General features: G+C 54.8%; 21 protein-coding genes and 5 pseudogenes. 17 read left to right on the plus strand and 9 right to left on the minus strand.

Annotated elements, in window-relative coordinates; genetic code table 11:
• Positions 1 to 174: 174 nt before the first annotated feature.
• Positions 175 to 2208: pseudogene (locus tag JOE32_RS04545) on the minus strand (AAA family ATPase); the annotation flags it as partial.
• Between the two features lie 104 nt (positions 2209 to 2312).
• Between JOE32_RS04545 and JOE32_RS04550 the strand changes: the two are divergent.
• The 3 genes from JOE32_RS04550 (at position 2313) to JOE32_RS04560 (ending at position 4405) form a co-directional block, all read left to right on the plus strand.
• Positions 2313 to 2645 (plus strand): transposase, encoded by a 333-nt coding sequence (locus JOE32_RS04550; protein WP_003173944.1) that lies wholly within the window; start codon positions 2313 to 2315, stop codon positions 2643 to 2645.
• Positions 2642 to 2977 (plus strand): IS66 family insertion sequence element accessory protein TnpB, encoded by a 336-nt coding sequence (gene tnpB, locus JOE32_RS24920; protein ID WP_003177794.1) that lies wholly within the window; start codon positions 2642 to 2644, stop codon positions 2975 to 2977. The genes JOE32_RS04550 and tnpB overlap by 4 nt, the downstream gene beginning before the upstream one ends.
• A gap of 81 nt (positions 2978 to 3058) precedes the next feature.
• The gene (locus tag JOE32_RS04560; RefSeq protein WP_209981846.1) at positions 3059 to 4405 is read left to right on the plus strand and encodes an IS66 family transposase; all 1347 of its coding nucleotides are present in this window, start codon (positions 3059 to 3061) and stop codon (positions 4403 to 4405) included.
• 17 nt (positions 4406 to 4422) lie between these two features.
• On the opposite strand, the gene JOE32_RS04565 is transcribed toward JOE32_RS04560, so the two are convergent.
• A complete protein-coding gene (locus tag JOE32_RS04565) occupies positions 4423 to 4881 on the minus strand; it encodes a helix-turn-helix domain-containing protein (protein WP_003429427.1) in 459 nt (152 codons plus the stop codon).
• Positions 4882 to 4977: 96 nt separating this feature from the next.
• Between JOE32_RS04565 and JOE32_RS04570 the strand changes: the two genes are divergently transcribed.
• The gene (locus tag JOE32_RS04570; protein WP_003173940.1) at positions 4978 to 5925 is read left to right on the plus strand and encodes an aromatic alcohol reductase; all 948 of its coding nucleotides are present in this window, start codon (positions 4978 to 4980) and stop codon (positions 5923 to 5925) included.
• Positions 5926 to 6245: 320 nt separating this feature from the next.
• Here JOE32_RS04570 and JOE32_RS04575 read toward each other — a convergent pair.
• Positions 6246 to 7040: pseudogene (locus JOE32_RS04575) on the minus strand (ATP-binding protein); the annotation flags it as partial.
• A 258-nt stretch (positions 7041 to 7298) separates the two neighbouring features.
• Positions 7299 to 8447 carry a site-specific integrase gene (locus JOE32_RS04580; protein WP_209981848.1) on the minus strand — a complete coding sequence of 383 codons (1149 nt, stop codon included), beginning with the start codon at positions 8445 to 8447 and terminating at the stop codon, positions 7299 to 7301.
• 78 nt (positions 8448 to 8525) lie between these two features.
• Here JOE32_RS04580 and JOE32_RS24925 point away from each other — a divergent pair.
• Both JOE32_RS24925 and JOE32_RS04595 read left to right on the plus strand, forming a co-directional pair.
• Positions 8526 to 9096 (plus strand): annotated as a pseudogene (locus JOE32_RS24925) (DNA-binding protein); the annotation flags it as partial.
• Positions 9097 to 9105: 9 nt separating this feature from the next.
• Positions 9106 to 9441: pseudogene (locus tag JOE32_RS04595) on the plus strand (transposase); the annotation flags it as partial.
• 293 nt (positions 9442 to 9734) lie between these two features.
• Here JOE32_RS04595 and JOE32_RS04600 read toward each other — a convergent pair.
• The gene (locus tag JOE32_RS04600; RefSeq protein WP_209981850.1) at positions 9735 to 10697 is read right to left on the minus strand and encodes an alpha/beta hydrolase; all 963 of its coding nucleotides are present in this window, start codon (positions 10695 to 10697) and stop codon (positions 9735 to 9737) included.
• A gap of 169 nt (positions 10698 to 10866) precedes the next feature.
• Here JOE32_RS04600 and JOE32_RS04605 point away from each other — a divergent pair, with 169 nt between their 5' ends.
• Together JOE32_RS04605 and JOE32_RS04610 are read left to right on the plus strand one after the other, a co-directional pair.
• Positions 10867 to 11757: a LysR family transcriptional regulator gene (locus JOE32_RS04605; protein ID WP_209981852.1), complete on the plus strand. Its 891-nt coding sequence runs from the start codon at positions 10867 to 10869 to the stop codon at positions 11755 to 11757.
• Positions 11758 to 12090: 333 nt separating this feature from the next.
• Positions 12091 to 12444, plus strand: coding sequence for a hypothetical protein (locus JOE32_RS04610; protein ID WP_209981854.1), 354 nt, complete (start codon positions 12091 to 12093; stop codon positions 12442 to 12444).
• Positions 12445 to 12802: 358 nt separating this feature from the next.
• On the opposite strand, the gene JOE32_RS04615 is transcribed toward JOE32_RS04610, so the two are convergent.
• Positions 12803 to 13894 (minus strand): LysR substrate-binding domain-containing protein, encoded by a 1092-nt coding sequence (locus JOE32_RS04615; RefSeq protein ID WP_245228969.1) that lies wholly within the window; start codon positions 13892 to 13894, stop codon positions 12803 to 12805.
• An 18-nt stretch (positions 13895 to 13912) separates the two neighbouring features.
• On the opposite strand from JOE32_RS04615, the gene JOE32_RS04620 reads away from it, so the two are divergent.
• On the plus strand, positions 13913 to 14815 hold the full coding sequence (locus tag JOE32_RS04620; protein WP_209981856.1) for a DMT family transporter: 903 nt from the start codon (positions 13913 to 13915) through the stop codon (positions 14813 to 14815).
• 135 nt (positions 14816 to 14950) lie between these two features.
• Here JOE32_RS04620 and JOE32_RS04625 read toward each other — a convergent pair whose 3' ends face one another.
• Positions 14951 to 15574 (minus strand): PAS domain-containing protein, encoded by a 624-nt coding sequence (locus JOE32_RS04625; protein WP_209981858.1) that lies wholly within the window; start codon positions 15572 to 15574, stop codon positions 14951 to 14953.
• A gap of 188 nt (positions 15575 to 15762) precedes the next feature.
• Here JOE32_RS04625 and JOE32_RS04630 point away from each other — a divergent pair, with 188 nt between their 5' ends.
• Together JOE32_RS04630 and JOE32_RS04635 are read left to right on the plus strand one after the other, a co-directional pair.
• A complete protein-coding gene (locus JOE32_RS04630) occupies positions 15763 to 16728 on the plus strand; it encodes an ornithine cyclodeaminase family protein (RefSeq protein ID WP_209981860.1) in 966 nt (321 codons plus the stop codon).
• A gap of 12 nt (positions 16729 to 16740) precedes the next feature.
• Positions 16741 to 17751 (plus strand): membrane dipeptidase, encoded by a 1011-nt coding sequence (locus tag JOE32_RS04635; RefSeq protein WP_245228971.1) that lies wholly within the window; start codon positions 16741 to 16743, stop codon positions 17749 to 17751.
• A 47-nt stretch (positions 17752 to 17798) separates the two neighbouring features.
• Here the strand turns inward: JOE32_RS04635 and JOE32_RS04640 are convergent, their stop codons facing one another.
• On the minus strand, positions 17799 to 18470 hold the full coding sequence (locus tag JOE32_RS04640) for an FCD domain-containing protein (protein WP_209981862.1): 672 nt from the start codon (positions 18468 to 18470) through the stop codon (positions 17799 to 17801).
• A 132-nt stretch (positions 18471 to 18602) separates the two neighbouring features.
• On the opposite strand from JOE32_RS04640, the gene JOE32_RS04645 reads away from it, so the two are divergent.
• The 6 genes and pseudogenes from JOE32_RS04645 to JOE32_RS04670 form a co-directional block, all read left to right on the plus strand.
• The gene (locus tag JOE32_RS04645) at positions 18603 to 19484 is read left to right on the plus strand and encodes a PhnD/SsuA/transferrin family substrate-binding protein (protein ID WP_209981864.1); all 882 of its coding nucleotides are present in this window, start codon (positions 18603 to 18605) and stop codon (positions 19482 to 19484) included.
• A 1-nt stretch (position 19485) separates the two neighbouring features.
• Positions 19486 to 20259 carry an ATP-binding cassette domain-containing protein gene (locus JOE32_RS04650; protein WP_209981866.1) on the plus strand — a complete coding sequence of 258 codons (774 nt, stop codon included), beginning with the start codon at positions 19486 to 19488 and terminating at the stop codon, positions 20257 to 20259.
• Positions 20252 to 21061, plus strand: coding sequence for a phosphonate ABC transporter, permease protein PhnE (gene phnE / locus JOE32_RS04655; RefSeq protein ID WP_209981869.1), 810 nt, complete (start codon positions 20252 to 20254; stop codon positions 21059 to 21061). Before JOE32_RS04650 ends, phnE begins: the two co-directional genes overlap by 8 nt.
• 33 nt (positions 21062 to 21094) lie before the next feature.
• Entirely contained in the window at positions 21095 to 22345 is a 1251-nt protein-coding gene (gene phnA, locus JOE32_RS04660; RefSeq protein ID WP_209981871.1) for a phosphonoacetate hydrolase, read from the plus strand.
• Between the two features lie 743 nt (positions 22346 to 23088).
• Positions 23089 to 23412 carry a transposase gene (locus JOE32_RS04665; protein WP_209990344.1) on the plus strand — a complete coding sequence of 108 codons (324 nt, stop codon included), beginning with the start codon at positions 23089 to 23091 and terminating at the stop codon, positions 23410 to 23412.
• A gap of 35 nt (positions 23413 to 23447) precedes the next feature.
• A pseudogene (locus JOE32_RS04670) lies at positions 23448 to 23576 on the plus strand (chemotaxis protein); the annotation flags it as partial.
• A gap of 201 nt (positions 23577 to 23777) precedes the next feature.
• Here JOE32_RS04670 and JOE32_RS04675 read toward each other — a convergent pair.
• Positions 23778 to 24974 carry a multidrug effflux MFS transporter gene (locus JOE32_RS04675; protein ID WP_209981872.1) on the minus strand — a complete coding sequence of 399 codons (1197 nt, stop codon included), beginning with the start codon at positions 24972 to 24974 and terminating at the stop codon, positions 23778 to 23780.
• Positions 24975 to 25281 lie beyond the last annotated feature (307 nt).

Below are 25281 nucleotides of genomic sequence, written 5' to 3' on the forward strand. Positions count from 1 at the left end.
TTCCTAATTCTGGACAAGTGAAGACTCCGAATTTCGCGGAATCTCTTTAGAAGATGGCGACGACAAATTTCGAATCCCCGTATTAAAGACGATTGTATTCGTCTATTTCAAGCGGACGCGATCACCCTAATCACAAGGATTTTATGCTTCAACAAAAAATTTACACCAACTCTTTTAAGTCCTAGGTCGTGCATCGTATCGTTCAATGAACTGAAGTTCTTGAGAGGCCTCAGCAGCGTCCCTTTCCAGAACTCTCAAGGCCGCAATATGTTTGTCTTTTGCCTCTTGGGGTGCTTCGGCTAGGCCTAGCAGTTTTCGCTGACCTCTCTGAATTTTTTCATTGACCTCGGCAATGTATTTTACTCTGGACTCTTTTTTCTCGGCGGCGAAGAGCTGGCATTCCAGAAAGCGAATGGCGTCGTAAATTCTCAAGACCTCACTGCTCGTCTTCGAGTGTACAAAGTTTAAACTACCCTCATCAAACGCATGGTGCTCTTGATTTTGTCCGCGCCAGTTTACAAGATCTTTCTTGATAACATTGAAGTGTGACAGGTCGTAGTCAATATACGGTAAAATCAAGTCAAACGTGTGTTCCAAGCTGACTTGTAGGTACATGCTCTTTTTGAGTTGGGACTTATTGAAGTTCGCGGTCACTTGCACACCTTTCTCGATGCAGAACTCAAGCACCATTGACTCAAACCAGACACGGCAGTACAGCAACGCCTGGCGAACATCGAAGACTGACAACGCCACTTGCACCTTCTTCTGAAAACCACCGGCATGATCGATCACCACGATGCCCTTATTTGTGTAGCTGAGCACATGGTTCGAATGCTGGTCGCGTTGAGGATGCCGGTCGGCGATGATGCAGAAACGCTCCCAAAACAGACGGTCATGGGTGGTGACCACCATCTGGATGCGGCGTAGGTAGGCGTCGTTGAAAAACAGATCAATGATATTGGATCGGTGATCCGTGTCGATGGCATTGACGACATCGTCAAACACGATTAGCGGAAAATTTTTTTTCTCGGCCATTGCCAACAAGATTGATAGACCCAGTGTCCGCAGATGCCCTTCGCTAAGCATTGAGAATGCATCAACTAAGGATCCATCCATGTTTGTCATCTTGATCCGGTAGCCATCAGCAAGCTTATGGAAGCTCAGTGCCTGAATCTGCTCATGGTCGTCGTCATGGTTATTAATTGCCCGGTAGTACTCGGCAGCCTTGGCTTCGATCCCTGTGATGCGGTTTTTTTCGAGCTGTAGCTTGTAGTCCAGCAGATCGCTGTAAAGCGTTCGATATTCGGTCTCCAGATCCTTAAGCAACTGGTTGAAGTGCCTGTTATCAACCGCATCATTGAGTAGGACGGTTTTCTGCCCTATCAATTGCGCCATATTGAGGTTAGCGGTTTTGAACTCAGTCTCCGCCCGAGCTTTACTCTCGAATAACCGCTTCAGCAAATCATCAACTTTCTTGAGCCGATCCACCTGGATATCGAGTCGGGACGCCTGAGTTTCTGCCTGACCAACTTCCAACCGTCGGCGCTCACAAGTTCGCAGATAGGCTTCAATCAGTTCGGTATTGGCATCACACAGCGTCAGGAACGACTCGAGAACGGATGGTGCGACCTTCGAGCGATCGGTAGCTGCATGAAACTCAGCAAGCATTCCCACCAGCTCATCCATCTTCAATGGGCAGGAAATGTCGGCATACTCATTGCGCTGTATATCGTTGATGCCCGTCGCGATCTTTGAAGCCCAGAGTGCGATCCGAGCATCACTCCGTTGCCTGGATTGCTTCAAAAACTCCAGAGCGCTGAGTGACTTGAGCTGTTCCCGCGCCCTCTCGAACGGGTTCATGACGACCTGATCGAGAGGGGTCAGGCATGCTGGGCAGGCCTGCCCGACATGCTGTTCGATAGCCTCCAGCGCGTCGAAGATAGCGCGATAGTTGATCTCGCTGGCCCTATCCAACAACGCGCGCTCGATGAGGGCACGGCGACGGAGTAATCGCTTGGCAATGGCACAAGTACGCCAGACTTGTTTCTCGGGGATAGCAACAGGGGCTTTGGCTGCCCGCAGTCGTTCAGCTCCACGGATATGCATGTCTATCAATTGGCGCAGCCGCTTAACCTTGGGACGAATCTCAAAATCTTGATCTGGTCGCAGGCCCAGCAGCTTACAAGTCTCGCAGATGGATCGCTGCAGGGTAACCGTCCGAGCAACACATCTTCCTGATGCCATCGGTTAAGGCGATGGTGTCCACCTAAATTTAAGTGGACACCATTTTTAGCCTTTTTAAGCGGACGCCCATGCCACAAGAACGCCGTTCCTATTCCAAGTCCTTCAAGGCCCAGGTCATTACTGAGTGCGCCCATCCTGACACTTCAATTGCCAATGTCGCCTTGACCCACAACCTCAATGCAAACCTCGTCCATAAATGGATTCGGGTGCATGCGCAGAAAAACCTGGCACTGCAAACTGCCTTCATCCCGGTCAAGACTTCGCCGCCGGTGCCGATGCATCAGGCCCTTCCTGCCACGATCCGAATCGAAGTGCCGCATCCAAAAGGTGTAGTCGTGGTGAGTTGGCCAGCAGAAAATGCAGCGGCGTGTTCTGCTTTCCTACGAGACCTGCTGCGATGATCCGCGTCGATTCCATCTGGCTCGCCACCGAGCCCATGGACATGCGCGCCGGCACTGAAACCGCGCTCGCACGAGTCGTGGCGGTGTTCGGTGCGGCGAAGCCGCACTGTGCCTATCTGTTCGCCAACCGCCGCGCCAATCGAATGAAAGTGCTGGTGCATGACGGCGTGGGGATTTGGCTTGCCGCCCGGCGTTTGAATCAAGGACGCTTCTTCTGGCCGGGTGTGCGACACGGCTCCGAAGTTGAGTTGGATGCCGAGCAACTTCAGGCCCTGGTGCTCGGTTTACCTTGGCAGCGCGTCGGTGCAGGCGGAATCATCTCGATGCTTTAACATCTGCCATGGCGTGCTTGCCAGCGCAATTGGCCCATCAGTCTATCGTCGCCATCAGCCCTCTCTGGCAAAATCGGCGGCATGACTTTGCATCCAAATCTCGATCAATTAAACCCTGAACAACTGCGTGCCCTGGCGGCGCAGTTGATCCAGCGCGTCGAGACAATGGACAAGCAAATCACTCATCACAAGTCGGTCAACGAGAAACTGGCCCACGAGATCGCGCTGCTCAAACGCTTCAAGTTTGCCAAGCGCAGCGAGCAGTTGAGCCCGGATCAAGCCAGCCTGCTCGACGACTTGATCGATACGGATATCGCCGCTATCGAAGCCGAACTTGAGGCTCTGCAACCGGCACCTGTCGAAGCCAAAGTGCGCCAGCAACCCAAGCGCGCACCGCTGCCACCGCAGTTTCCTCGCACACTGATCCATCACGAACCGGACAACAGCCACTGCCAGTGCGGCTGCGCCCTCAAGCGCATCGGCGAAGACGCCAGCGAAAAGCTCGACTACACGCCCGGCGTATTCACCGTCGAGCGTCACATCCGTGGAAAGTGGGCCTGCGAGCAGTGTGAAACGCTAATCCAGGCGCCGGTACCGGCGCACGTCATCGACAAAGGCGTCCCGACCGCAGGCCTGCTGGCCCACATCATGGTGGCCAAGTTCGCCGACCATCTGCCGCTGTATCGCCAAGAGAAAATCTTCGGCCGCGCCGGGCTGCCCATCGCCCGTTCGACACTGGCGCAGTGGGTGGGTCAAACCGGCGTACAACTGCAACCGCTCCATGCGCGCAACTTCCTGGGCACTTGGAACGGCAAGCTGGTCTGCGATGGCTTCGCAGGCTACAAGGCCGGCTTCGAAGGGGGCATCACCGAAATCGGCTGCATGGCCCATGCTCGCCGCAAGTTCTTCGACCTGCATGTGGCGAACAAAAGCCAACTGGCCGAACAGGCGCTGCACTCAATCGGCGGCCTATACGAGGTTGAACGAAAGGCCAAAGAGATGAGCGATGAAGATCGCTGGCGATTACGTCAAGAAATGGCGATTCCTATCGCGGAGAAGTTGCATGAGTGGATGCTGGCTCAGCGCGAACTTGTGCCCGAGGGCTCGGCCACAGCCAAGGCTCTGGATTACAGCCTGAAACGCTGGGTAGCGCTGACGCGCTACCTCAATGATGGTGCTGTGCCCATCGACAACAATCGGGTCGAAAATACGATCCGGCCTTGGGCCCTTGGCCGTTCGAATTGGCTCTTCGCCGGATCACTGCGCAGCGGTAAACGAGCGGCGGCAATTATGAGCTTGATTCAATCGGCACGCATGAATGGGCATGATCCGTTCGCGTATCTCAAGGATGTACTGACGCGGTTGCCGACACAGAGGGCCAGTGCAATTGACCAATTACTACCGCATCAATGGGCACAGGGCTCCTAACACGCTATGAGCTACATTCAGTCCGACGCGTCTGAATCTAATGGTGTCGATGGAGGTATTTGCCATGCGGGTTTTTTGTCATCCTGACTGTCGAAAATACGCCGCGCCTTGCGGAAATCCTCAACGTTCTCGACAACCCAAGTCCAGATAGGTGACATGCGGATCAACAGTCCCATACCCAGCGGCGTCAGCTCATACTCGACACGTGGCGGAATCTCACCGAACTCCCGCCGAACCACTAGCCCATCCCGCTCCATGGAGCGTAGCGTCTTGGTTAACATCCGCTGAGTCACCCCAGTCATCTGCCTTTTTATTTCGGCATGGCGCATCGTGCCGTAAACCCCCAGGGCATGCAGAATACCTAACGACCAGCGGCTACCTGCGTGAGCAAGCACTTCTCGTCTGACGCCATCATCGTCTTCTCTAAGCGTTCGGCAAATTGTTTCTGCCTGGCTGAGAGCCTCCTGATCGGTCATTTCATTCTCTGGTATCACAGGTGTGCCTTCTTACGAACGTTGCCTAATCGTGCAAGCATTTGTTCATCTTACAGGCAACAGGTCTCAGGAGAAATCATGACCGAAGTGACCCAGCTTTCCCCCCAATCCATTCTCGTTCTAGGCGCCGGTGAGCTTGGGCTGCCGGTTCTGCGCAATCTTGCGCGAGTAGCAAAGCGCGCGCCCGGCTCCACAATCAGCGTCCTGCTCAGGGATTCGACCATCAACACTCAGGTGCCCGAGAAAAAGGTCGAAATCGATGAGCTTCGAGATCTTGGCATCCAGATGGTGGCCGCAGATCTCGTGAATAATTCAATCGATCAGTTGGCTGAAGTGTTCGCACGGTTCGATACCGTAATAGGCTGCGCAGGCATGGTTGCAGGCCGGGAAACCCCGATGAAGCTGGCTACAGCAGCTCTCAAGTCCGGTGTGAAGCGCTACTTTCCTTGGCAGTTTGGTGTCGACTTCGAGGTAATCGGTCGGGGCAGTCCTCAAGATCTGTTCGATGCTCAGCTTGATGTACGCGAATTGCTTCGCGCCCAGGATAAAACTGAATGGGTAATCATCTCGACGGGTATGTTCACCAGCTTTCTATTCGAGCCAGTATTCGAGGTGGTTGACTTCGAAAACGATACCGTGAACGCGCTAGGCAGTCTTGAGACCAGCGTGACGCTCACGACTCCAGAAGACATTGGTGCGTTGACAGCGGAAATTGTTTTCTTCGAACCTCGCTTCCGCGATCAGATTGTGTACCTCTCGGGAGATACAGTGACGTACGGAGAGGTTGCGAGCCTCCTCGAACGTGTACTGGGTCGCCCGTTCAAACGTAACGTGTGGACTGTTCCGTACTTGCTCCAAGAATTGGAGAGAGACCCAACGCATCACATCAAGAAGTACCGCGCTGTGTTCGCCCAGGGCAGAGGCGTGGCCTGGCCTAAAGCAGGCACTTTCAACGCGCAGCAGTCGACTCAAGTCACGACCGCTGAGGAGTGGGCCCGTGCAAATCTGGCAACCTCATCAGCATAAGGGCAGTAGCTGAACGAACGTTCTCGCGCTCGGAGTTGACCTGCTAAAAAGCTCCTCAGTCTGATAATGGGCGCTGATAACCGAAGCTAAGGCGCGGAGAATGGGTCTGGTAATCCAAGACGACCGAATCTTTATCTTATCCGCACCATCTGCCGAGGTCTGAGGCGTCCCACTTCACTATCTATTGAGTTTTCTAAGCGCGAATTCCGAACCACGGTGACTTAACCAAGCGCTTACTAAAGCCTTGCAAATGAGCGTGGTTTTGAGGAGCACGGGGGAGAATGGTGTGGTCAAGGTGTGTCTGCCGGACGCTTACGCTGCAGGTCATGCTTGTGTCGGCGCAGCGCCTGCCCGAGCTGTGCCCGATCACGCTCCAAGGCAGCGAGGGCTTCAGCCCGGTCGGTACGCATAGAGGTTTTAAGAGTGAAGCTTTCCGGGCGAACAAAACGGGAGATGACTTCTTGTAGTTCTTCTAAGCCGAACAGGGTGGCCAGCACATCACCTTCTCCGCTGCCCGTGTCCTTGGAACCCAATAGCGAGAATTCTTGAAGCCGGTTGCGGTCGATGAAGCAACTAGACCAACTGATGCTCTGATTGACCTTGCTCCCGTCTTTGCCCATAAGCATTAATTGGGGCTTAATCTCTCCCCGTGAAATGTACTCCTTTACCTTAGTTTTGCGGCGGGCAGCTTCCTTGATGTCTCCGGTGGTGCCTAATTCCAACGCTTCACACAGCGACGATTTACCGCCTCCATTGGGCGCATAGAAGATGTTTTTCAGTTTGCTGAAGCGAATGAAATTGCCCTTGTCGTCAGAGCCGAACTCTCCGAATCCACGGAAGTTTTTTACGCGAAGGTAGTCCAACGCACCTAGATCGGACGGTGGGATCTGATCCAGTTCGGGCCTATTTTCGAGCACCCTTTTGAAGCGCGCGGCGACACGCTGATAATCCCGCCCCAGCAGTTGATCTGCTGCTGCCGTGATGTGGGCTTTAATGTGATCGGAATAGCGGCCCTTGCTCTGGTTCGCTTGGTACATGCACCAGAGGAGGATAAGATAAGGCTCGTTTCGCCCTTCAAGGTTCTGTCTGGCAAAACTCAACAGATACTGACTCATCGCGCTTCCTCCCTGATGCGCATCAGCGTAACCGGACTGAAATCACAAAGCCATTACCATGCTCTTGGAAGGCACTAGTCGGGCGGGCGCGGAGGAGCAGAATTTATGGGCACCTCTTAGCCTCAACTGAGGCCATGAGCAACCCGTGTTCCCCCGAATGATTAAAAATCAAGTGTGCGAAAAGAAGCCACCAATCGCTGATGTAACGGCAAGTCTCGACGTATCGACGCACATATTGAGAGTCCATTTTAGCGGCTATTACGCTTGGTTCTTTGAGTCACTGGCAAGGTGATGCCCCCCGGAGGTATCTTCGTTCTCAACTGTTGAGAACTTGAGTAGGGTGGTGGCTCGGCTTTCGAGCAGTGCACCCGCTTGAAAGTAGCCCATCACCGTACTCACACTGCGATGTTCGGTCATTGCCATAACGTCACCCAACGGTACACCCTGGCGGCCAGCCTCGGTCACAAAGCCTGAGCGCAAACTGTGCGCTGCCCAATCGCCCTCGAGGCCCGCCAATTTGGCTCTGCGCTGAACAATCCGCGCCACCTGGTCAGCGGACAGACCCGTTGATCCAACTTTGTCTCCTTTATACATACGTCGAAATAAAGGTCCTGACTCCGCCGGTGCTGCCAATAGCCAAACGCTAAGTGCCTCAGCCGCGGGACCGCGTAGCGGCTTTTCTCTGCGTACCCCGCCGGTGTTGGTTTTGGTCAGACCCAACGCATACAACCAGGTGTCGGTATCCAGTTGGCGTACATCGCTAATTTGTAAGTTCACCACCTCAGAACGCCGTCGGCCACCGCCGCTCCAGGCCAGCAGGAGGAGGGCGCGGTCACGCTGACCGCGAAGACCATCAGTGCAGGTGGCCAGCAGTGCCTGTAGAGACTCAAGTACGATGGCGGTCTTCTTACGCACCGATAGCCCTTGGCGTGACTGCGCCTTGCGTGCCTCGCGTAGCAAGCTCTTGAGCACCGGTGCATCGGTGGGGCTATCCCAGCTATTCAATCGATGCCATTTGCCCAGCACCGAAAGTCGATGACTGACGGTGTTATAGGCCAGCGCACCCGGCTTGGCTTTGACCTTTGCGCGGATAAGCGCAGCATCAATGGATGCTGGCAATAAATGCACCCATTTGCCGTCGTCCGTCGGACGGGCGAGGTGATCAACCACAAACTGGACCGCCACTTCGACGGGTAAATGCGTATCGCCTAACGCGTGTCCATATCTCAGTTGTAACCACGCCGACCAATAGGCGAGGGCACTCCGATAGCTGCGCACAGTATTGGCCGCCGTGCCTGCTGCAATAAAGGCTGCGGCTGCCTCCTGGGCGTTTAGCGTCAGAAAATGCAGGTCCAGCGGCGTTTCGTCGACCTGCGAAATCTGGTTTGTAATATTTAATACGTCCAACGTATTTTAAATCCATATTTAGGAAGATGAGGTCGGATAACATTTAATTATCAGACCTAATATACGCTGAGGGGAGTCATGGCAGTAGGGGGGCCGGAAAACGACGTTTTTTCCGCCGCGGACGCAGTGTTGGCCCGCGGCGAACGGCCAACGGTCGAACGTGTACATCTCGAGTTAGGGCGAGGCAGTCCGGCTCGCGTCGGTGGTCTGCTCGATCAATGGCGGGCACGCCCGGCCGAACGGCTGAGCGGTGAGAATCGCTTGCCGACATTACCCGGTGAAGTGTCACAGGCCTTTGTTGCCGTGTGGCAAAAGGCGATCCATCTGGCACAAAGCGTTGCTGAGCAGGCACTGTCCGAACAGCGTCAGGTCTTGGCTGCCGAACGCGAGCGCGTCGCCTCCGTCGAGGACCAGGCGCGTCAAGACGCCGCGCTCGCTCGGCAACATACGATGGCCAGCAAGTTAGCGAAACTCGCTTAGCGGATCTGGAGCTGCTTTTGGAAGAGCGCACGACACAGATTGAGGAGTTGCAGCGCCAGCGTGATGTACTGTTGCGTGATGGGCATGATATCCAACAGCAAACCACGCACTTCAGCATGATTCTCAGGCGTTGCGACAGAAGCATGAACAGGATCGAACTGCTCAGGAAAGGCCTGCGTTGCACCGTTACTGGAGTTCGAAATGCCGGGGCTGCGCAATGAAGCCGCAGTGCACACCGAGCACACAACGGCGGGTTCGACGCTGGGAGCATGAAGCCGTATTGGACGAGATGCAGCTTCGGCTGAGCAACGCACCGGAGATGATGCGAGTCCGAAAGCGGGCGGTTGAGCATCCCTTCGGGACGCTCAAACAATGGATGGGTGCGACGCACTTCCTGACGCGAAAGCTGGCCGGGGTGGGCGCGGAGATGAGTTTAAATGTGCTCGCCTACAACATGAAACGGGTCATGAAAATCATCGGTGCTCACGGTTTGATGAATGCGCTATCGGCATAAAAAAGCTGATTTTGGCCCATCCAAGAGGCTGTAAAAACAGCGTTGACGTGTTCCCGGTCGCGACTGATGCAATACGCAGCATTTGCCATGCGATCTTTCAGCCACGAACGTGAATGGTCCAAGACGATGAGGCCTTGAGCGTTTTTACACACTCTGGGCCAAAAGGAGTCAGTCGACTGTTTCTACGAAGCTAGGGGCTATTCAGTCACGTAACACACCACACACTAACGAGTGAGTATAGAGGACCAGCAACAGCGAGCGCACGGCCCGCCGTTGCAGACGTGTGGCGGGGCTTATTTTTGCCGAACCACATTCCGGTCCAGGAAATTGTGGATTTCGCTGCTGATCTCGTTCAAGTGTGTTTCCAGTGCGAAGTGCCCGGTGTCGTAGAAATGTACCTCGGCTTTGGGAATATCACGCTTGAATGCTTTCGCGCCTGCAGGGAGAAAAAATGGATCGTTCTTTCCCCAGACGGCCAACATCGGCGGCTGATATTTGCGGAAATACGCCTGGAACTCGGGGTAGCGCTTCACGTTGGTGGCGTAGTCTGCGAACAGGTCCAGCTGGATTTCATCGTTACCTGGTCGCGAAACGAACGCGTAATCCAGGGTGTAAGTTTCAGGCGCGATACTGTCAGGGTCCGCTACGCCATGCGTGTATTGCCACTTGATTGATTCTGGTTTGAGCAGCTCGCGCAATGCGTTGCGGTTCTCGGCAGTTGGAGCGTTCCAGTAACGTTGAATCGGGTTCCAGCCCTCGCTGAGGCCTTCAACGTAAGCATTCCCGTTCTGGCTGATGATTGCGCTGATTCGATCGGGGTGTGCGACGGCCATCCGCCAGCCTACAGGCGCACCGTAGTCGAACACTTGAAGGGCGTAGCGATTCAGCGCAAGTGCTTCAGTAAATCCGTCCATGGTTTTGGCGATGTTGTCGAACGTGTATGAGTACTTCGCCCGATCAGGGCTGTCCGAGAAGCCAAACCCTGGGAAGTCAGGGGCAATCACGTGGTAACGGTCCGCCAGCTTCGCAATCAAGTCGCGATACATGAATGATGAGGTAGGGAATCCATGAAGCAATACGATGGTTGGCGCCGATGGGTCGCCCGCTTCCCGATAGAAAATGCGGACCCCTTTTACCTCTACAAAATGGTGTTGGACGTCGGTTACCCTTTGGTGGCTGATTTCGGCTGCTTCCACGCCTGCGCTGGCGAGCGCGGCACTGAGGGCAGTTGCGGCTAACAAAGTCTTGATGCTCATGCAAACTCCTTCGACACTGAATGAAAAAGATAAGTGGTTTATCAGGCGGTGAGTTCATGGCTTATCGGGCGTCAGGCGCACCAACTTGATAGGGCTATATTGCCTATTTCAATCAATCAACATAATCTGAGAATCTCGGTAATCTCCCTACCAGATATTGGAATAATCCATGGACAGATTTGAGGCAATGAAGCTGCTCGTGGCGGCGATTGATGCTGGCAGCCTGACGGCAGCCGGACGGCTAGCCGGTATCCCTCTCCCCACCATCAGCAGGAAAATTTCTGACCTGGAGATGCTGATAGGTAGCCGTTTATTGATTCGAACCACGCGTAGGCTCTCGTTGACCGATGCAGGAGAGGCTTATGTGGCTGCTGCGCGCCGAATACTGGAGCAGTTGGAGGTTGCCGAACGCGAAGCTGCCGGAGAATTCATTGTCCCCAAAGGCGAACTGGTCCTGACCGCGCCAATCATGTTCGGCCGGCTGCATGTGCTGCCGATCGTCAACGCGTTTTTAGGAGAGTTTTCCGAAATCAACATCCGGCTCTTGCTTTCTGATCGCAACGCTCACCTCGTTGAAGACCACGTGGACATGGCAGTGCGCATTGGAGCACTCGCTGATAGCGGCATGATCGCCACTCGCGTGGGGGCCATGAGAACTGTCATTTGCGCGAGTCCCAGGCTGCTGGACGAGTATGGAAGACCTGAATGTCCCGCAGATCTGCAGCATTTGCCAACCGTGCGACTTGACGCCCCTATGCCTTTTCAACACTCAAAACATGGCGTGGCGGAATCAACGAGGCGGATGACCCCGCGCTTATCGGTGACGACCGCTGAAGCAGCGGCGCAGGCCGCCACTGATGGAGTGGGAGTCGTTCAGTTATTGCACTACCAAGTCGCGAAAGCGATCAGCGAGGGACTGCTGGAAATTGTGCTGGAAAAATATGAGCCTTCGTCGGCGCCTATCAACCTGATCCACATCTCACCTGGGCATATGCCCCTGAAAATGAGGCGATTCCTGGATTTTGCTATTCCTCGGTTTCGTCAACGCCTGGATCAGTAAACTCAGCGATGGAGTGCGTAATCAATACTAATGTTATAAGGCTCATATTGGGTATTTTGGCGCAGATACGCCGACGACATGGGCTAAAGGCTGGAAACCTCTAAGCTGGCTATTGTTATTTTGGCTTTGATCGCCGGACAACCCGTAGACCAAAAAGCCATTGCTGGAATTTGGGCGCCCCTCTTCATAATTGATGGCTGCAATCGCGGGAATTTGTCATTTTTCTACGAAGTGTTTAAGAACAAAATCAAGAGACCGGACCCTCCACCACGATTACGATTACGATTACGATTACGACCAACGCCGACTGGCTCGGAAGGTCTAGGAATTGTTATGCCATTCATCGTTGCCTGTGTTGTTTCTCTGTTTTTTTGGACTGTTGTTTCAGCCATCACAGGAGCTGAGGAGCCTTGGGACCTGGCCAGTTACTGGACCATCATCTATCCCGCCGCGCTAGCGTTGTCCGTGATCCTTGGAGCCGTTCTAAAAAGCTCACAGTGGTCCGCAGGCGCCATCGTAATGCTCTCTCAGGTCCCCGTGGTTTTGGCGACTTCTGGTACATCCCCGTTGCTAGCTGCCGGTATCATCGTTGCGGCCGTTCTCTCAATTCCGGCCATAACGCTGTCATGGCTCGCCGGCAAATTGCGCTCGGGTAAGAAAGGACGATGGACATCTACGAAGAAATGAAGGCACCGTTCCAGGAGCACCCGCGACGAGTACTGAATACACAATACAGATTGAGCCAGATAAAAAAATGGCAGCGAGCTGGACAGTACGACGTTACCACCAACTCGCTCAAATACGACTTTGAGGTCATAACGACTAATGAGACCGCACATGGCCGACAACTGTTGAGCGGCACCACCATGCCGCTCCATAAATGGGGCTCCAGAATGGTGTACACCTTCGTCCGGTCGTCCGGTGAACCTGTGAGGTTGCATTGCGCGATTGCACTCATCCTGGCGCCTTGGCGAAAGGCGTCTGGCAAAGTCACCTTCTCGACCCCTGCCGTTCACGTTAAGTAGAAAGCATCGCCCTTAAGTCATCAGTTTTGTTGAACTCGCTGCGCTACATCGCAAAGCCACCGGCGCAACAGTTGGGCCGCCTCGCCCAACACCACATCGTTGGCCTGCACCACGTAATAGCCTTTACCCGTCTTTAGTACAGCGTCAAAGACCGGTACGAGAAGGCCTCGCTGTACGTCTTCCTCAACCAGCCAAGGGCTGGTGAGCACTAGACCTTGATCGCGCCGGGCCGCGTCGATTGCCAGCTCAGACTGATCGAATTTGAGGCTGCTGGAGAAGCTATCGGGAGACATCCCGACCGATGATAGCCATTGAGACCAGTGGGCATGAGACGTCGTATAGAGCAAGGTTGCTCCCAGCAAACAATCAAGGCTATGCAACTGGAGCCGTTCGCGGTAAGCCGGGCTGCAATAAACCCTTACCTCGTCCGGCAAGAGCAGTTCTGCGTTCACGTCACTGCCATATCCATCGAAATGCCGCACTGCCAGGTCGCAAGTAGCGTCATTGAAATCCACAGCCTCGGTAGATGCGCTCACGTGCAGTTGCACCTCTGGATGACGTTCCGTGAACAGAGGCATGCGCTGTGCGAACCAGGAGTTAGCGAACGCCGGCGGCAGGCTTAAACGTACCTGTTTCTCCCTGATACCGCGGACGGCGAGATTGGCGGTCTCTAGCTGGCGAAGCGCCGGCTTGACTTGCTCCCAATAGCTCAGCGCTTCAGTGGTCGGTCGTAGCCTGCGCGCAGCACGCACAAACAGCGGCGTTCCCAGCCAACTTTCCAGCTTGCGAATTTGTTGCCCTACGGCTCCCGGCGTCACAAACAACTGGCTCGCCGCAAGACTGACGCTTCCCGTTCGCATGACCGCATCAAAACAAGCTATGGCCCGAAGGGGCGTATCAGCTCTCATAACGTAGTTTTTCTCTTCTATAGGCTGAAAACACGTGATTTGTAGCGGCTTGCTTACTTTCGCACAATCGAAGTTCGCCGCAAGGCAACAACACATCCCAACTTCCAAGGAAAGACCAATGCCGATTGTTCGAGCAACCTGGTTTGACGATAAATCACTAGCGGTGAAAAGCAGGTCGTCGCAGCCCCATAAAGGGTTGCCCAAATCAAAAGGTATCGATAAATGAGAAAGTCAGTAGACGGAACCGCCACAGCGGTGATGGTTCTGCTATGCCTCATATGGGGTGCTCAGCAAGTGGCGATCAAAGCGGTTGCGGACGACATAGCCCCTATCATGCAGGTCGCCGCTCGCTCCGGCGTCGCTGCATTCCTGGTCTGGCTAATAGGAAAATGGATCATGCGGGAGGTGTGGTTACCAAACGTTTGGTGCCGCTCCGGGTTAGTCGTGGGCGTTTTATTTGCCACTGAGTTTCTGCTGGTTGCGCAAGGACTACGCTGGACAAGTGCTTCGCATATGACGGTTTTTCTGTATACAGCGCCGTTATTCGCCGCCATCGGCCTGCATCTGCGCCTGACGGAGGAGCGCCTTGGTGCAATTCAATGGCTTGGCATGTCTCTAGCGTTCGCGGGTATTGCCATCACCTTTCTCATGCCACGTGAGGGGGTAGCTACTCAGCTAGCCATAGCAGACAGTCTGCTGGGTGATCTGTTGGGTTTGTGCGCAGGTGCCGCATGGGGATTCACAACCGTGGCGGTGCGTACCAGCCGCCTCAGTGAGGCACCCGCAACCCAGACTCTGTTCTACCAACTCGCGGGCGCGTTTCTCCTCTTGTTGCCCTTGAGTCTGCTGCTAGGCCAGAACGCAGTGACCTTTTCAACCCATGCTGTGGTCAGCTTGATTTTTCAAACAGTGGTTGTGTCAGTAGCAAGCTACTTGATCTGGTTCTGGATGCTTCGTCGCTACCTCGCAGCTCGCCTTGGCGTGCTGGCTTTCATGAGTCCGCTCTTTGGCGTACTCATGGGGTACCTATGGCTTGGAGAAAAAACAAGTTACGGATTTCTGCTGGGTGCAAGCCTCACTATTGTTGGCCTGCTGGTAGTGAATCTCAGCAAGTCAGGCGGATAGACTCAGGAGGAAAGCCGTTATCTGAGACCCAAAAATCGCAAGGCGAAGGTGCAGTGATGAACACCTTCATCCCGTTGAAGCATCCAGAACCACGCTTATTCAACAGCGCCTTGAAATCCGTATGGCGAACTCGTACTAATCACCAGTGGCTGCTCTAGAACGCCTTAAATATTTATATACGGTAGCCCGTGATAGCGATAACAGCTCGCAAATATAATGGGTTGCATTGCGCAGCGCGAAGACGCCGCCTTTATCCATTTCGCCAATCAGTGCCACCATTTCTTCTGACGTAAGCGACCCCAACGTCACCCTGCGAGCCCTCAAAAATTCATCCATGACAGAATGAGCTAACTCTTGAAAATCTGTGGCGAACAATGCTGGAGGCTTCTCGACGGTCTGTTCAATACCTAAAAATGATGCAGCGATTTCTGCCATCCCGCTCATGACCGTGATGTCAAAATTTACGCATAAGAGCCCGATCTGAATTCCGTCAGGATCCCGGAGCACCGCGGTAACCGACCTTAGCTGCCGGCGATCAAAATTCACCTTTCTATAAGGGCCCGCCACATCTCCCTCGAATGATGCCCCGTCGTTGATATCCGTCAATGAACTGTCGCCGACCCGCCGCTGAGAGAACACATTGAAGATATGTGCAATCTTTCCGGAGGCCAAGTCATGAATAATGACCTCGGCGTGCGGATCCAGGAGCTTCGCAATCGCCTGGGCGCTGCTGATGTAATTATCCAGATGTTTATTCACGGTAAAAATATGCCTCGAAAAAAAACACAAAACGTCTTCGGGATACTAACTGTATTTTTGTGCTATGGTTATTCCGCTTTTACTGAAGCGCCCGATTGTAGCGCCATATCCCGTCTAACGGCGGCGGGTAGCCGCCAGTCAGCCGGGTAAGCGCAACGCCCGTCTTTCAATAGCCGATGGAGCAATCGATGAATATCTACACCCAAGCGCAAATCATCAGTGCCTTGTGCCCGAGAGACGCTGCTGCGCTGATCGCAGCAGGATTCATTGCTCATGCTAACGGACGGGGGCAACTACCTCCGGTTCAAAGCTTTCAGTTTCCGGACAGCAACGGTGACTGCTGCGTGAAGTCGGCTTGGATGCTTGGAGACGAGGTGTTTTCAGTCAGGGTCTCGGCGGGTTTCTACGACAATCCTGCGAAGGGTTTTTCCAGTAATGATGGGCTGACGCTGATTTTCTCGGCCTTGACGGGGCAACCCGTCGCTTTGCTTCGGGATGGCGGCTGGCTGACCTCAATGCGTACAGCGCTGGCGGGGCAAATCGTGGCAAGAGCTATGGCGCCTTCACAGGTGAAAGGCATTGGTGTGGTGGGTACCGGCGATCAGGCACGCATGCAACTGGAACAACTGATGCCCGTCACGCCATGTCGACGCTTGACGGTTTACGGTCGCAACCGGCAAGGCTTGGAACAATACTGTGAGTTTGCCGAAGCTTTAGGCTTTGATGTTGTTGCCACCCAAGATGCAAAGGACGTTGCGACCCACTCCAACCTGATCATCACGGCGACACCCTCTCGCGAAGCCATCATAGCGAATGAATGGGTCAACCCAGGGACACACATCACGGCTATTGGCGCAGACAGCCTTGGCAAGCAAGAGCTGGATGTACACCTGGTTGCACGTGCAGATGTCATTGCTGTGGACTCAATAGAGCAATGCTGCCAATTCGGTGAGATTTCAGGAGCCTTCAAATCCGGCCTGATCGACAAAGGCAGCCTTGTAGTACTCGGCAGCGTACTGAGCGGTCACGCCATCGGACGACAGGACGACACGCAGATTACCATTGCAGACCTTACAGGCTTGGGCGTACAGGATGCTCAGATTGCGAAATGCGCGGTGGCATCATTAGCGCACTCGCGGACAGCAAAGCGATAAGACGGGGTTTAAATGATGAAGCTTGACCCATCAGGAGTCAGTAAGGCCCCGGTGATTCAATGGGAGGCCCATGCGTGCTTGCCATTGATTCCCGGACAGGATATGTCCCGCCTGAACAGGTATCGAAAAGCCGGCTTCCATCATGTGTCGATCAACGTTGGCATGGACATGACCCCGTTTGAAACTGTGATGCGAACGATTGCGGGGTTTAGAAGCTGGCTGGCTGATCACCCGGAAGACTTTGTCTTGGTGGACACCGTCGACGATATCTACCACGCGCGCACGTATCGAAAGCTCGCGGTCTCCTTTGACATCGAAGGTTCAAATATGCTGCTACAGGATCCTGCGATGGTGGCACTGTTCGCAAGCTTAGGGGTTCGCCAAATGTTGCTCGCCTACAACCGCGACAACAGTTGCGCTGGCGGCTGCCATGGAGCAGGTACCGGATTGACCCCCCTGGGACGCAAGATCGTACAGGGTATTAATACAGCAGGAATTGTCATTGACTGTTCGCACGCCAGCAAACGCTCAAGTCTTGAGATTATGGAAATTTCACAGCACCCCGCGGTTTTCTCTCACACCAACGTTAAAGCGATTTTTGACCACCCGCGAACCATCGACGACGAACAAATATTCGCGTGTGCCGCTCAAGGTGGAGTGATCGGACTGACAGGCTTGGGCATATTCCTGGGCGATCCCTCCGCTTCGGTGGACAGTTACATTCGACAGATCGACTATCTGGCAGAGCGCATCGGGACGAGCCATATCGGAATAGGTCTGGATACCGAGTTGCACCCTGAGCATAAAGATCTGCCGGAAGGTGAAGAAGAGAACGACTGGTGGCCGATTGAACACTATGGCCAGATGAACGGACACACCCAGTTGCAGCCAGAGACACTGGGTGAGGTTGCACAACAATTAACGCGCTTGGGTTATGCAGATGCGGATATCCAGGCGATCTGCGGCAATAATTTCATGCGTATTGCAAAGGCAACCTGGCCAAGACCGAAAGCTGGGGCTTGAATAGCACCCGTTAATTGAGCTCGCGTCTGATCAATTGGATGAGCAATTCAACGCGCTACAGAAGCGTGCAGCCGTTCCAGGCTGTCAATCGAGTGCTGGCGCAGACGCGCCCCGGCCAACACTGCGTCTGAATCCACTATCGCCTTGAAGATTGCCTGGTGCTCGCCCAACGAGATATGGATGGACTGCGGTGTGTGTCGCAACGAATAGCTTCTGAACAGTTTGAGTTGCACTACCAAACGACGATAAGTGTCGTATAGCGCTTCATTGGTCGTGAACCGGGCGAGCAGATCGTGGAACTCGAAGTTCAGGATAATGTAGGCCGAAAAATCCTCTCGCTGGACAGCGTCAGCCATGCTATCGAGCACGCTGCTGATGTGAGCGCAAGCATCTGGCGTTAGATGTTGAGTGACCAATTCGCCTATCAGACTTTCGAGCGAAATTCGTACCTGATAGATCTGGACGGCCTGACTCAAGTCAAGCTGGCGCACACGAACCCCGCAATTCTTCTCGAAAATCACCAGGCCTCGCTCTTCCAGCATGCGAAACGCCTCGCGCACCGGCCCCCTGGAAATCCCCAAGTCATTGGCAATCGCCGCTTCGCGTAAAGGATCGCCAGGCGCTAGTTCGCCGGTGGCAATGCGCTGCTCAAGGCGCTCATGCGCCAATGTGGTAAGCGATTGGGTACGCAACAGAGCTATGGCGTCGAGAGAACTCATCAAAAACGTCCAGCTTAGAGATAGGTGGCAAAGCCTACCAAACCTTCAATAGATTTGCATATTGTCAACAATATGCAATAAATGACGCCTAGGATGCCCCCATACCCCGCAAACTGTTAAGGACATCCGACCATGTTTCGAAAGCTTCTGCATACCGGCGCAATGGCGCTTGCGCTTACGAGCACCTCTCTGGTCGCCCAGGCGGAGTCCGTCAAGCTCGCCGTCACTGACCTTGTTGGGCTTGAAGAGCTACAGCGCGAATTTGGTCCGTTTAAAGCCGAGTTGGAGCGTGCGAGTGGGCTGAGCATTGATTTTTTGCCTGTGACCAATCGCACTGCCGCCCTGGAGGCTCTTCGCTTTAAAAAGGTGGATTTTGTTCTGGCGGGTCCAGCGGAATATGTGGTGATGCACAAGCGTGCGAATGCCATCGTGGTAGCGGGCTTATATCGACCTAATTACTACTCAATGATCGTGGTGAAAGCCGATAGCCCTGTGTTTTCTCTGCAAGAACTCAAGGGGCAGCGCCTGGGCATGGGACCGGTCGGTTCGACCTCGCGCCAACTCGGCCCCATGCAGTTACTCGCCGATGCCAACCTCGACCCGCTCAAAGACGTCAGTGTCACCAACACCAATTTGCGCTTGGCATGGGAGGGCCTTAAACGGGGCGACCTGAGCGCCATGGGCATGGGCCGCTCGGACTACGAAACCTTTATTGCGCAGGAGCCGCAAGACCAACGTAATGCCTTTCGTGTGCTGGCACGCGGCGGTGATTTGCCGAGCGATCTGCTGATGGCGGGTGAGCATGTCCCCGCCGAAACGATTGCGAGTCTACGCAAGGCGATCGTGGATAACTCGGCAGCGTTGATCAACAGCATCAGCCAAGGTCCCGAGCAAGTGAAACGTTATCAGGGCATGCGCTTTCTCTCCGCTATCGCCGACAAGGATTACAACGTGGTGCGCTCGATGTATCGCACTGTGGGGTATCCGGAATTTTCTGACTTCATAGGTGAGTGACATGAATGCCTCGGCACCTCCGAATATTTCGAACACCGCATTGCGGGTGCGTGACCTGAGCAAGCAGTTTGAAGGTGCTCCCACACCCGTGTGGTCCAATGTTTCCTTCGATGTTCCCCGAGGTCAGCGGGTCGCCATTGTGGGTGGAAACGGCGCCGGCAAAAGCACCCTGTTGCGTTGCTGCATGCGGCTTGTAGAACCTGACAGCGGCAGCGTCGAATTCGCTGGGCATAGCGTCACTGGCCTGGGCCTGAGGCCGCTCGCCAAAGCGCGTTCGCAGGTGGGCTTTGTGTTTCAAAAACACAATCTGGTCAGCCGCCTTTCGGTGTTGACAAATGTGTTGCACGGCGCGATGGCCTACTCGCGGACGCCGCGCTTGTGGTTCCACTCCATCGCCACTCGCGAACACCTCGACTACGCCATGCATTGCCTGGAGCAAGTTCATCTCGGGCACTTGAGTGGTCGCTATGCCGGCGAACTGTCGGGTGGCCAGTCACAACGAGTGGCCATTGCTCGCGTACTGATGCAAAAACCGAAAATGATCTTTGCCGACGAGCCCGTCGCCAGCCTCGACCCACAGGCGGGAGAGGACGTAATGCAGGTGTTCTCGGCGTTAGTGCGCAGCCAGAACCTGACCTTGGTATTCGTCACCCATCACTTGGATCACGCCTTGCACTACGCCGACCGCGTACTGGGACTGCGCGACAGCAAGCTGCATCTGGATGCGGTGAGCCAGCAGTTAAGCGTTCAGCAATTGCGAGGCCTGTATGAGTGATAAATCCACGGCCGGCCTGCCAGCTCGTTTCGAGCGACCCTCACTGGTTTCAGCCTTGCTGTTCGCGGGTTTTATCGCCTTGTTCTGTTGGTCGGTCTCGGCGGCGGGCCTGTCGTTGCCGCAACTGCTCAGCGGTTTGCCGAACATGGCGAAGATTGCCGGAGAAATGGTGCCACCCGCCACGGACCGCATAAGCCCAATGCTGGTGGCAGTGCTGGTCACTTTCCAGATGGCGTTGGTCGGTACTGTACTGGGCGTGCTGATCAGCCTGCCCCTGGCGGTGCTGATGGCGCGTAATTACACGCCGCATCCCTTGGTGCGCACCTTCGTTCGCAGCGTGGTGAGCTTTATCCGAACCGTTCCGGATTTGGCATGGGCACTGTTTTTCGTTGCTTCCGTGGGCCTGGGTACCTTTGCCGGCACCCTGACCCTGGTCATGGACACCGTGGGCTTTTGCGCGCGTTTTTTTGCCGAGGCCATTGAGGAGGTTGATGACGGGGCGCCCGAAGCATTGACCGCCATCGGTGCGCCTCGCGCTTCGATAGTGGTCTGCGCCGCGCTGCCGATGGCAATGCCGAGCCTTATCAATACCAGCCTTTTCGCCCTTGAAAAATCCGTACGTGCCTCCGTTGTACTGGGCCTGGTAGGCGCCGGCGGCATTGGTGCGGAACTGGCGACGGCCATGGAAATGTTCCGCTTCGACCAAGCCGCCACCATCATTCTGCTGGTGTTCCTGCTGGTTCTGTCAGTGGAAAAACTCTCGTCACACGCACGCGTAGCGTTACTCAAAAAACGGCGCTAAACGCCTCATTCGAATTATTCAAAAGGAGTCATCATGAACAGCACTATCACCATCAATGGTAAATCCTACCGTCAACCTGAACGCCCCGTCGTAGTGGTGTGCATCGATGGAGGAGACCCGGAGTATCTTCACCAGTTTCTGGCAGAGGGGACGGTACCCAATATCCAGCGGTTTGTTGAAGAGGGTTACTCCACGGTCGCCATGGGGTCGATGCCTTCGTTCACTTGCCCGAACAACATGTCGATCATTACTGGAACGCCCGTGGCCAAGCATGGCATATCCGGCAATTACTACCTGGATACCGCTACCTGGCAACCGGTCGTCATGACGGGCCCTGAACTGCTGCGCGGCGAAACAATTCTGGCCGGATTTGCCGACGCCGGTGCCAAAGTGGTGACCATTACGGCCAAGGACAAACTGCGCCGCCAACTGGGCAAGGGGCTGGATGTCAGCCAGGGTCATGTGTCGTTCTCATCGGAATTCGCCGACCGTTGTACGCTGGCGGAAAACGGTATTGAAAACGTATTGGAATATGTCGGCATGCCCAGGCCTGACATGTACTCAATGGAGCTTTCGCTATTCGTATTGGAAGCGGGGATCAAGTTGCTTCAGGACCTGCGCCCGAGCCTGATGTATCTCTCACTGACCGACTTCGTTCAACACAAGTGGGCACCCGATCACGACCAGGCTCGGCAGTTCTACCAAGCATTGGACGATGCCTTCGGCCGGCTGGTCAACGAAGACATTGTGTTGGGACTGATCGCCGATCACGGCATGAGTGACAAAAGCAACGAAGACGGTGAACCTAATGTAATCTGGCTACAAGATATTCTCGATGCGGAATTTGGAGCGGGCGAAACCACAGTGATCTGTCCCATCACCGACGCATTTGTTGCCCACCACGGTGCACTTGGCGGGTTTGTGCGGGTTTGGACACGAGGCAATGTCAGCGCTCAAGCGGTCATTGATCGAGTAGCGGCGATCGACGGAGTTGATCTGTCCCTGGACAAGAAAACCGCATGTCGACTGTTCGAGCTGCCGGAAGATCGCGAGGCGGATGTGATAGTGGTGTCGAGAAAAGATGTCTGCCTCGGCAGCTCTGCCAAGCTGCATGACCTGGAGGGCTTGAAAGGCAACCGCCTACGAACCCATGGCGGCGTCTCGGAAACGCGGGTTCCATTCATTCTTAACCGACCATTGAATACAGAATACCGCCAGCAAGTCGCTTGCAGCGAAATCAAGAGCTACCAAATCTTCGACTTTGCTATTAATGGCACGCAGTAGTCTCTGCGGATTGACGGGTGTGTCAATTAGCTTGATGACGCACCTTTCTCACGCTTTAAAACTCCCAAACGGTATGTGAACGTCCGCTTTTGGCCGTGGCTGAGAGTCCGCTATTGGCCGATTGTTGCCTGTTGTCAACAGATAAAGGCAGTCGGAGGAGGGGATCAGCGGTCGAGTTACAGAAGCATTTTTCAGGCAGTTACCCAACGGGATTGTTTGGTATTTTTCCCCTCGGAGGCATCAGGCAGCGCTCCGCATGTGTCGCCTAGCCGACGTCACTCCGGCGCCATCAGCACCGCGAGTGTCATTTTAATGAACTCTTCGTTTCGGCATTTAGCACCCAAAAATATCTTTGCCAAGAAAGCTGTCACTGCCGGTGTCGTTGGTTCGGCTCATGCGAAACCTAGGCTCTGTAGGTAGACCCAAGAAACAGTGACCTGCTGCTCATAAATCAGACGGAAGGCACATTGGATATCTAAAGTTGTTACGCACAGGGCAGAAAACTCCTATGTTGTTTATATCCGCAACAAAGTTCAAGGATCGAACCCATGACCCAGCGCCAATCTAGCCGCATCCCCCCTCCCGGTTATCCGCGTTTTCGCTGGTTCGCTTTCATCCCGGTCGTACCCGCTGTGATTTGGACGTAAGCGTTCAGCGAAGTCACCTATCCGATCCCAGCGATAAGGGCGATGTTCTCCACCTAAAAATACGTGGACACCATCACCCTTATTGTCAGGATTACCATGCGCCAAAGAACTTCCTATCCCAAACCCTTTAAAGCCCAAGTCGTCCAAGAATGTCTGCAACCTGGCGTGTCTATGGCCAGCGTAGCCCTGCGGCACGGCATCAACGCCAATTTAGTTCGAAAGCGGATACCCGCATATCGTGATCATCAGGCGTCGGCATTGCCCGCTTTCGTCCCGATGAAACTAGCGCCCGCGATCCAGCTCGATCAGCAAATGCCCGTCAGTATCGAGATCCCTTTCGGGCAGCAAAAATTGACCGTGCACTGGCTCTCTTCAAACCCTGAAGGATGCGCTCGTTTTATCCGTGAGCTTGCCCATTGATCCGTATCGACGACATCTGGCTTGCCACCGAGCCCATGGCCGAATCCGCCGACCTGCTCAATCAGGAAAGCTACGGAATTCGCGACGAGATGACCGAAGTGTTGGTCAACCTGCAATTCCAGGACCGGGTCAGCCAGATTCTCAGCCACGTGCGAGACAACATGCAGAGATGACACTAGATTGTCTTGCTCATCGCAAACGTATGCATCTACGGTCAGGAAACTCTTCGATACGAAACAGTGGCGATGAAATGAGATTGGATATTGGTCGCTCTCGACATGAGGGTGAACTTGCCCTGAAGGACAGGTTGACCATCGGGGTAGGTGCAGGTTTTGTTACTCGGCGGTGAAGCATCGAGTAACCTTCTATGAGCCCGGGAGCGCTACATCACGTTTGTGCTGCAAACGGCGGGTCAGCATTGCAAGCGTCACGGCCAACGCACCGCATGAGCTGATAACCAGCGCCATTGGCAACGCCGTACCATCGTGAAGTACACCCACCAGCGCGGCCGCTGCTGCCGCCACGCTGAACTGCAGGCAACCGAGCAATGCTGACGCGCTGCCCGCACGCGCCCATTGCCCGTTCATAGCGCAGGCTGAGGCATTGGGGGTGATGGAGCCCAGGCAGGCAATGCAAATAAACAAGGGCACCAGCAGGGGCCAGAGCTGTTCGGTGCGCAGACCGGCAATCGCCAACAATGCCAGTGCAGCAGCGAGGTACATCCAGATAACCCGCGACAACAGGAACGCAGGCCCCTTTTTGCCCACCAACCGGGCATTGAGCTGCGAGACCAGAATGAAACCCGCCGCATTGGTACCGAACAGCCAGCCATAGTGCTCAGGCGGCACTCCGTACAGCTTGATGAACACGAACGGCGAACCGGCGATGTAAGAAAACATCCCAGCCATGGCGATCCCGCCAGTGAGCGCGTGGCCTAGAAAAATACGATCGCCCAACAAGCGGCGGTACTGAGTCAGTGCGCCTGATAAAGGCTGGCGAGGATGAGTGGCGGGCATGCTTTCCGGCAGGCCCAGCGCCACGGCTATTGAAGCCAGCGCACTGAACGCCGTCAGGCTGATGAAGATCGACTGCCACCCATAGAGGTTGACCAGCAAGCCGCCGAGCATGGGCGCCAGAATCGGCGCCAAGCCCATCACCAGCATTAATTGCGAGAATACTTTGGCCGACTGAACGGCATCGCACCTGTCGCTGACAATGGCTCGGGCAATCACCATCCCCGCACAGCCGCCCAGCGCCTGAACGAAGCGCGCGCCGATCAGCCATTCCAGATTCGGCGCGAAGGCACACGCCAGCGATGCGAGGGTGAAGAGCGAAGCCCCGAACAGCAGCGGGATACGTCGGCCGAAGCGATCCGCCACCGGCCCGTAAGCCAGTTGACCGATGGACAAGCCCAGAAAATATGACGCCAGGGTCAACTGGACATGCTTCTCGTCAGTGCCAAACGCCAGGGCAATGGCCGGGAAGCCAGGAAGATAAAAGTCGACGGCCAAGGGGCCAAAGGCGCTCAAGGCACCGAGAATAAGGATCGCGCGCAGGTTCATCAGACATCCAGACGATATTCAGAGCAGAGGGGGTACCCAACCCCGCAAAGCCCAGACATGGTATGCACTTAAGTTTAAGTGGACACCAGTTCTAGCCTTTTAAGCGGGTATTTCATGCAGCCAACACGCTATTCCTACTCCAACTCCTTCAAAGTCCAGGTCATTCAGGAGTGTGCCCAATCCAGCGAAATGGAGCTGGATACCGATCAACTTCCGGCGCTGGTAGATGACTTGGCCGGACGCATACGCTGCTATGAAACGTCAATCCACTGGACGCCTGTAGCCAACTTGGACAAGCTCGGTGTTT

The organism is Pseudomonas sp. PvP025, from assembly GCF_017832155.1.
GTDB lineage: Bacteria > Pseudomonadota > Gammaproteobacteria > Pseudomonadales > Pseudomonadaceae > Aquipseudomonas.

Bases quoted from the DNA above. Each gene is read 5' to 3' on its own strand.
- JOE32_RS04550 (WP_003173944.1), top strand. From the start codon at position 2,313: ATGCCACAAGAACGCCGTTCCTATTCCAAGTCCTTCAAGGCCCAGGTC.
- tnpB (WP_003177794.1), top strand. From the start codon at position 2,642: ATGATCCGCGTCGATTCCATCTGGCTCGCCACCGAGCCCATGGACATG.
- JOE32_RS04560 (WP_209981846.1), top strand. From the start codon at position 3,059: ATGACTTTGCATCCAAATCTCGATCAATTAAACCCTGAACAACTGCGT.
- JOE32_RS04565 (WP_003429427.1), bottom strand. From the start codon at position 4,881: ATGACCGATCAGGAGGCTCTCAGCCAGGCAGAAACAATTTGCCGAACG.
- JOE32_RS04570 (WP_003173940.1), top strand. From the start codon at position 4,978: ATGACCGAAGTGACCCAGCTTTCCCCCCAATCCATTCTCGTTCTAGGC.
- JOE32_RS04600 (WP_209981850.1), bottom strand. From the start codon at position 10,697: ATGAGCATCAAGACTTTGTTAGCCGCAACTGCCCTCAGTGCCGCGCTC.
- JOE32_RS04605 (WP_209981852.1), top strand. From the start codon at position 10,867: ATGGACAGATTTGAGGCAATGAAGCTGCTCGTGGCGGCGATTGATGCT.
- JOE32_RS04610 (WP_209981854.1), top strand. From the start codon at position 12,091: ATGCCATTCATCGTTGCCTGTGTTGTTTCTCTGTTTTTTTGGACTGTT.
- JOE32_RS04620 (WP_209981856.1), top strand. From the start codon at position 13,913: ATGAGAAAGTCAGTAGACGGAACCGCCACAGCGGTGATGGTTCTGCTA.
- JOE32_RS04630 (WP_209981860.1), top strand. From the start codon at position 15,763: ATGAATATCTACACCCAAGCGCAAATCATCAGTGCCTTGTGCCCGAGA.
- JOE32_RS04635 (WP_245228971.1), top strand. From the start codon at position 16,741: ATGATGAAGCTTGACCCATCAGGAGTCAGTAAGGCCCCGGTGATTCAA.
- JOE32_RS04640 (WP_209981862.1), bottom strand. From the start codon at position 18,470: ATGAGTTCTCTCGACGCCATAGCTCTGTTGCGTACCCAATCGCTTACC.
- JOE32_RS04645 (WP_209981864.1), top strand. From the start codon at position 18,603: ATGTTTCGAAAGCTTCTGCATACCGGCGCAATGGCGCTTGCGCTTACG.
- JOE32_RS04650 (WP_209981866.1), top strand. From the start codon at position 19,486: ATGAATGCCTCGGCACCTCCGAATATTTCGAACACCGCATTGCGGGTG.
- phnE (WP_209981869.1), top strand. From the start codon at position 20,252: ATGAGTGATAAATCCACGGCCGGCCTGCCAGCTCGTTTCGAGCGACCC.
- phnA (WP_209981871.1), top strand. From the start codon at position 21,095: ATGAACAGCACTATCACCATCAATGGTAAATCCTACCGTCAACCTGAA.
- JOE32_RS04665 (WP_209990344.1), top strand. From the start codon at position 23,089: ATGCGCCAAAGAACTTCCTATCCCAAACCCTTTAAAGCCCAAGTCGTC.
- JOE32_RS04675 (WP_209981872.1), bottom strand. From the start codon at position 24,974: ATGAACCTGCGCGCGATCCTTATTCTCGGTGCCTTGAGCGCCTTTGGC.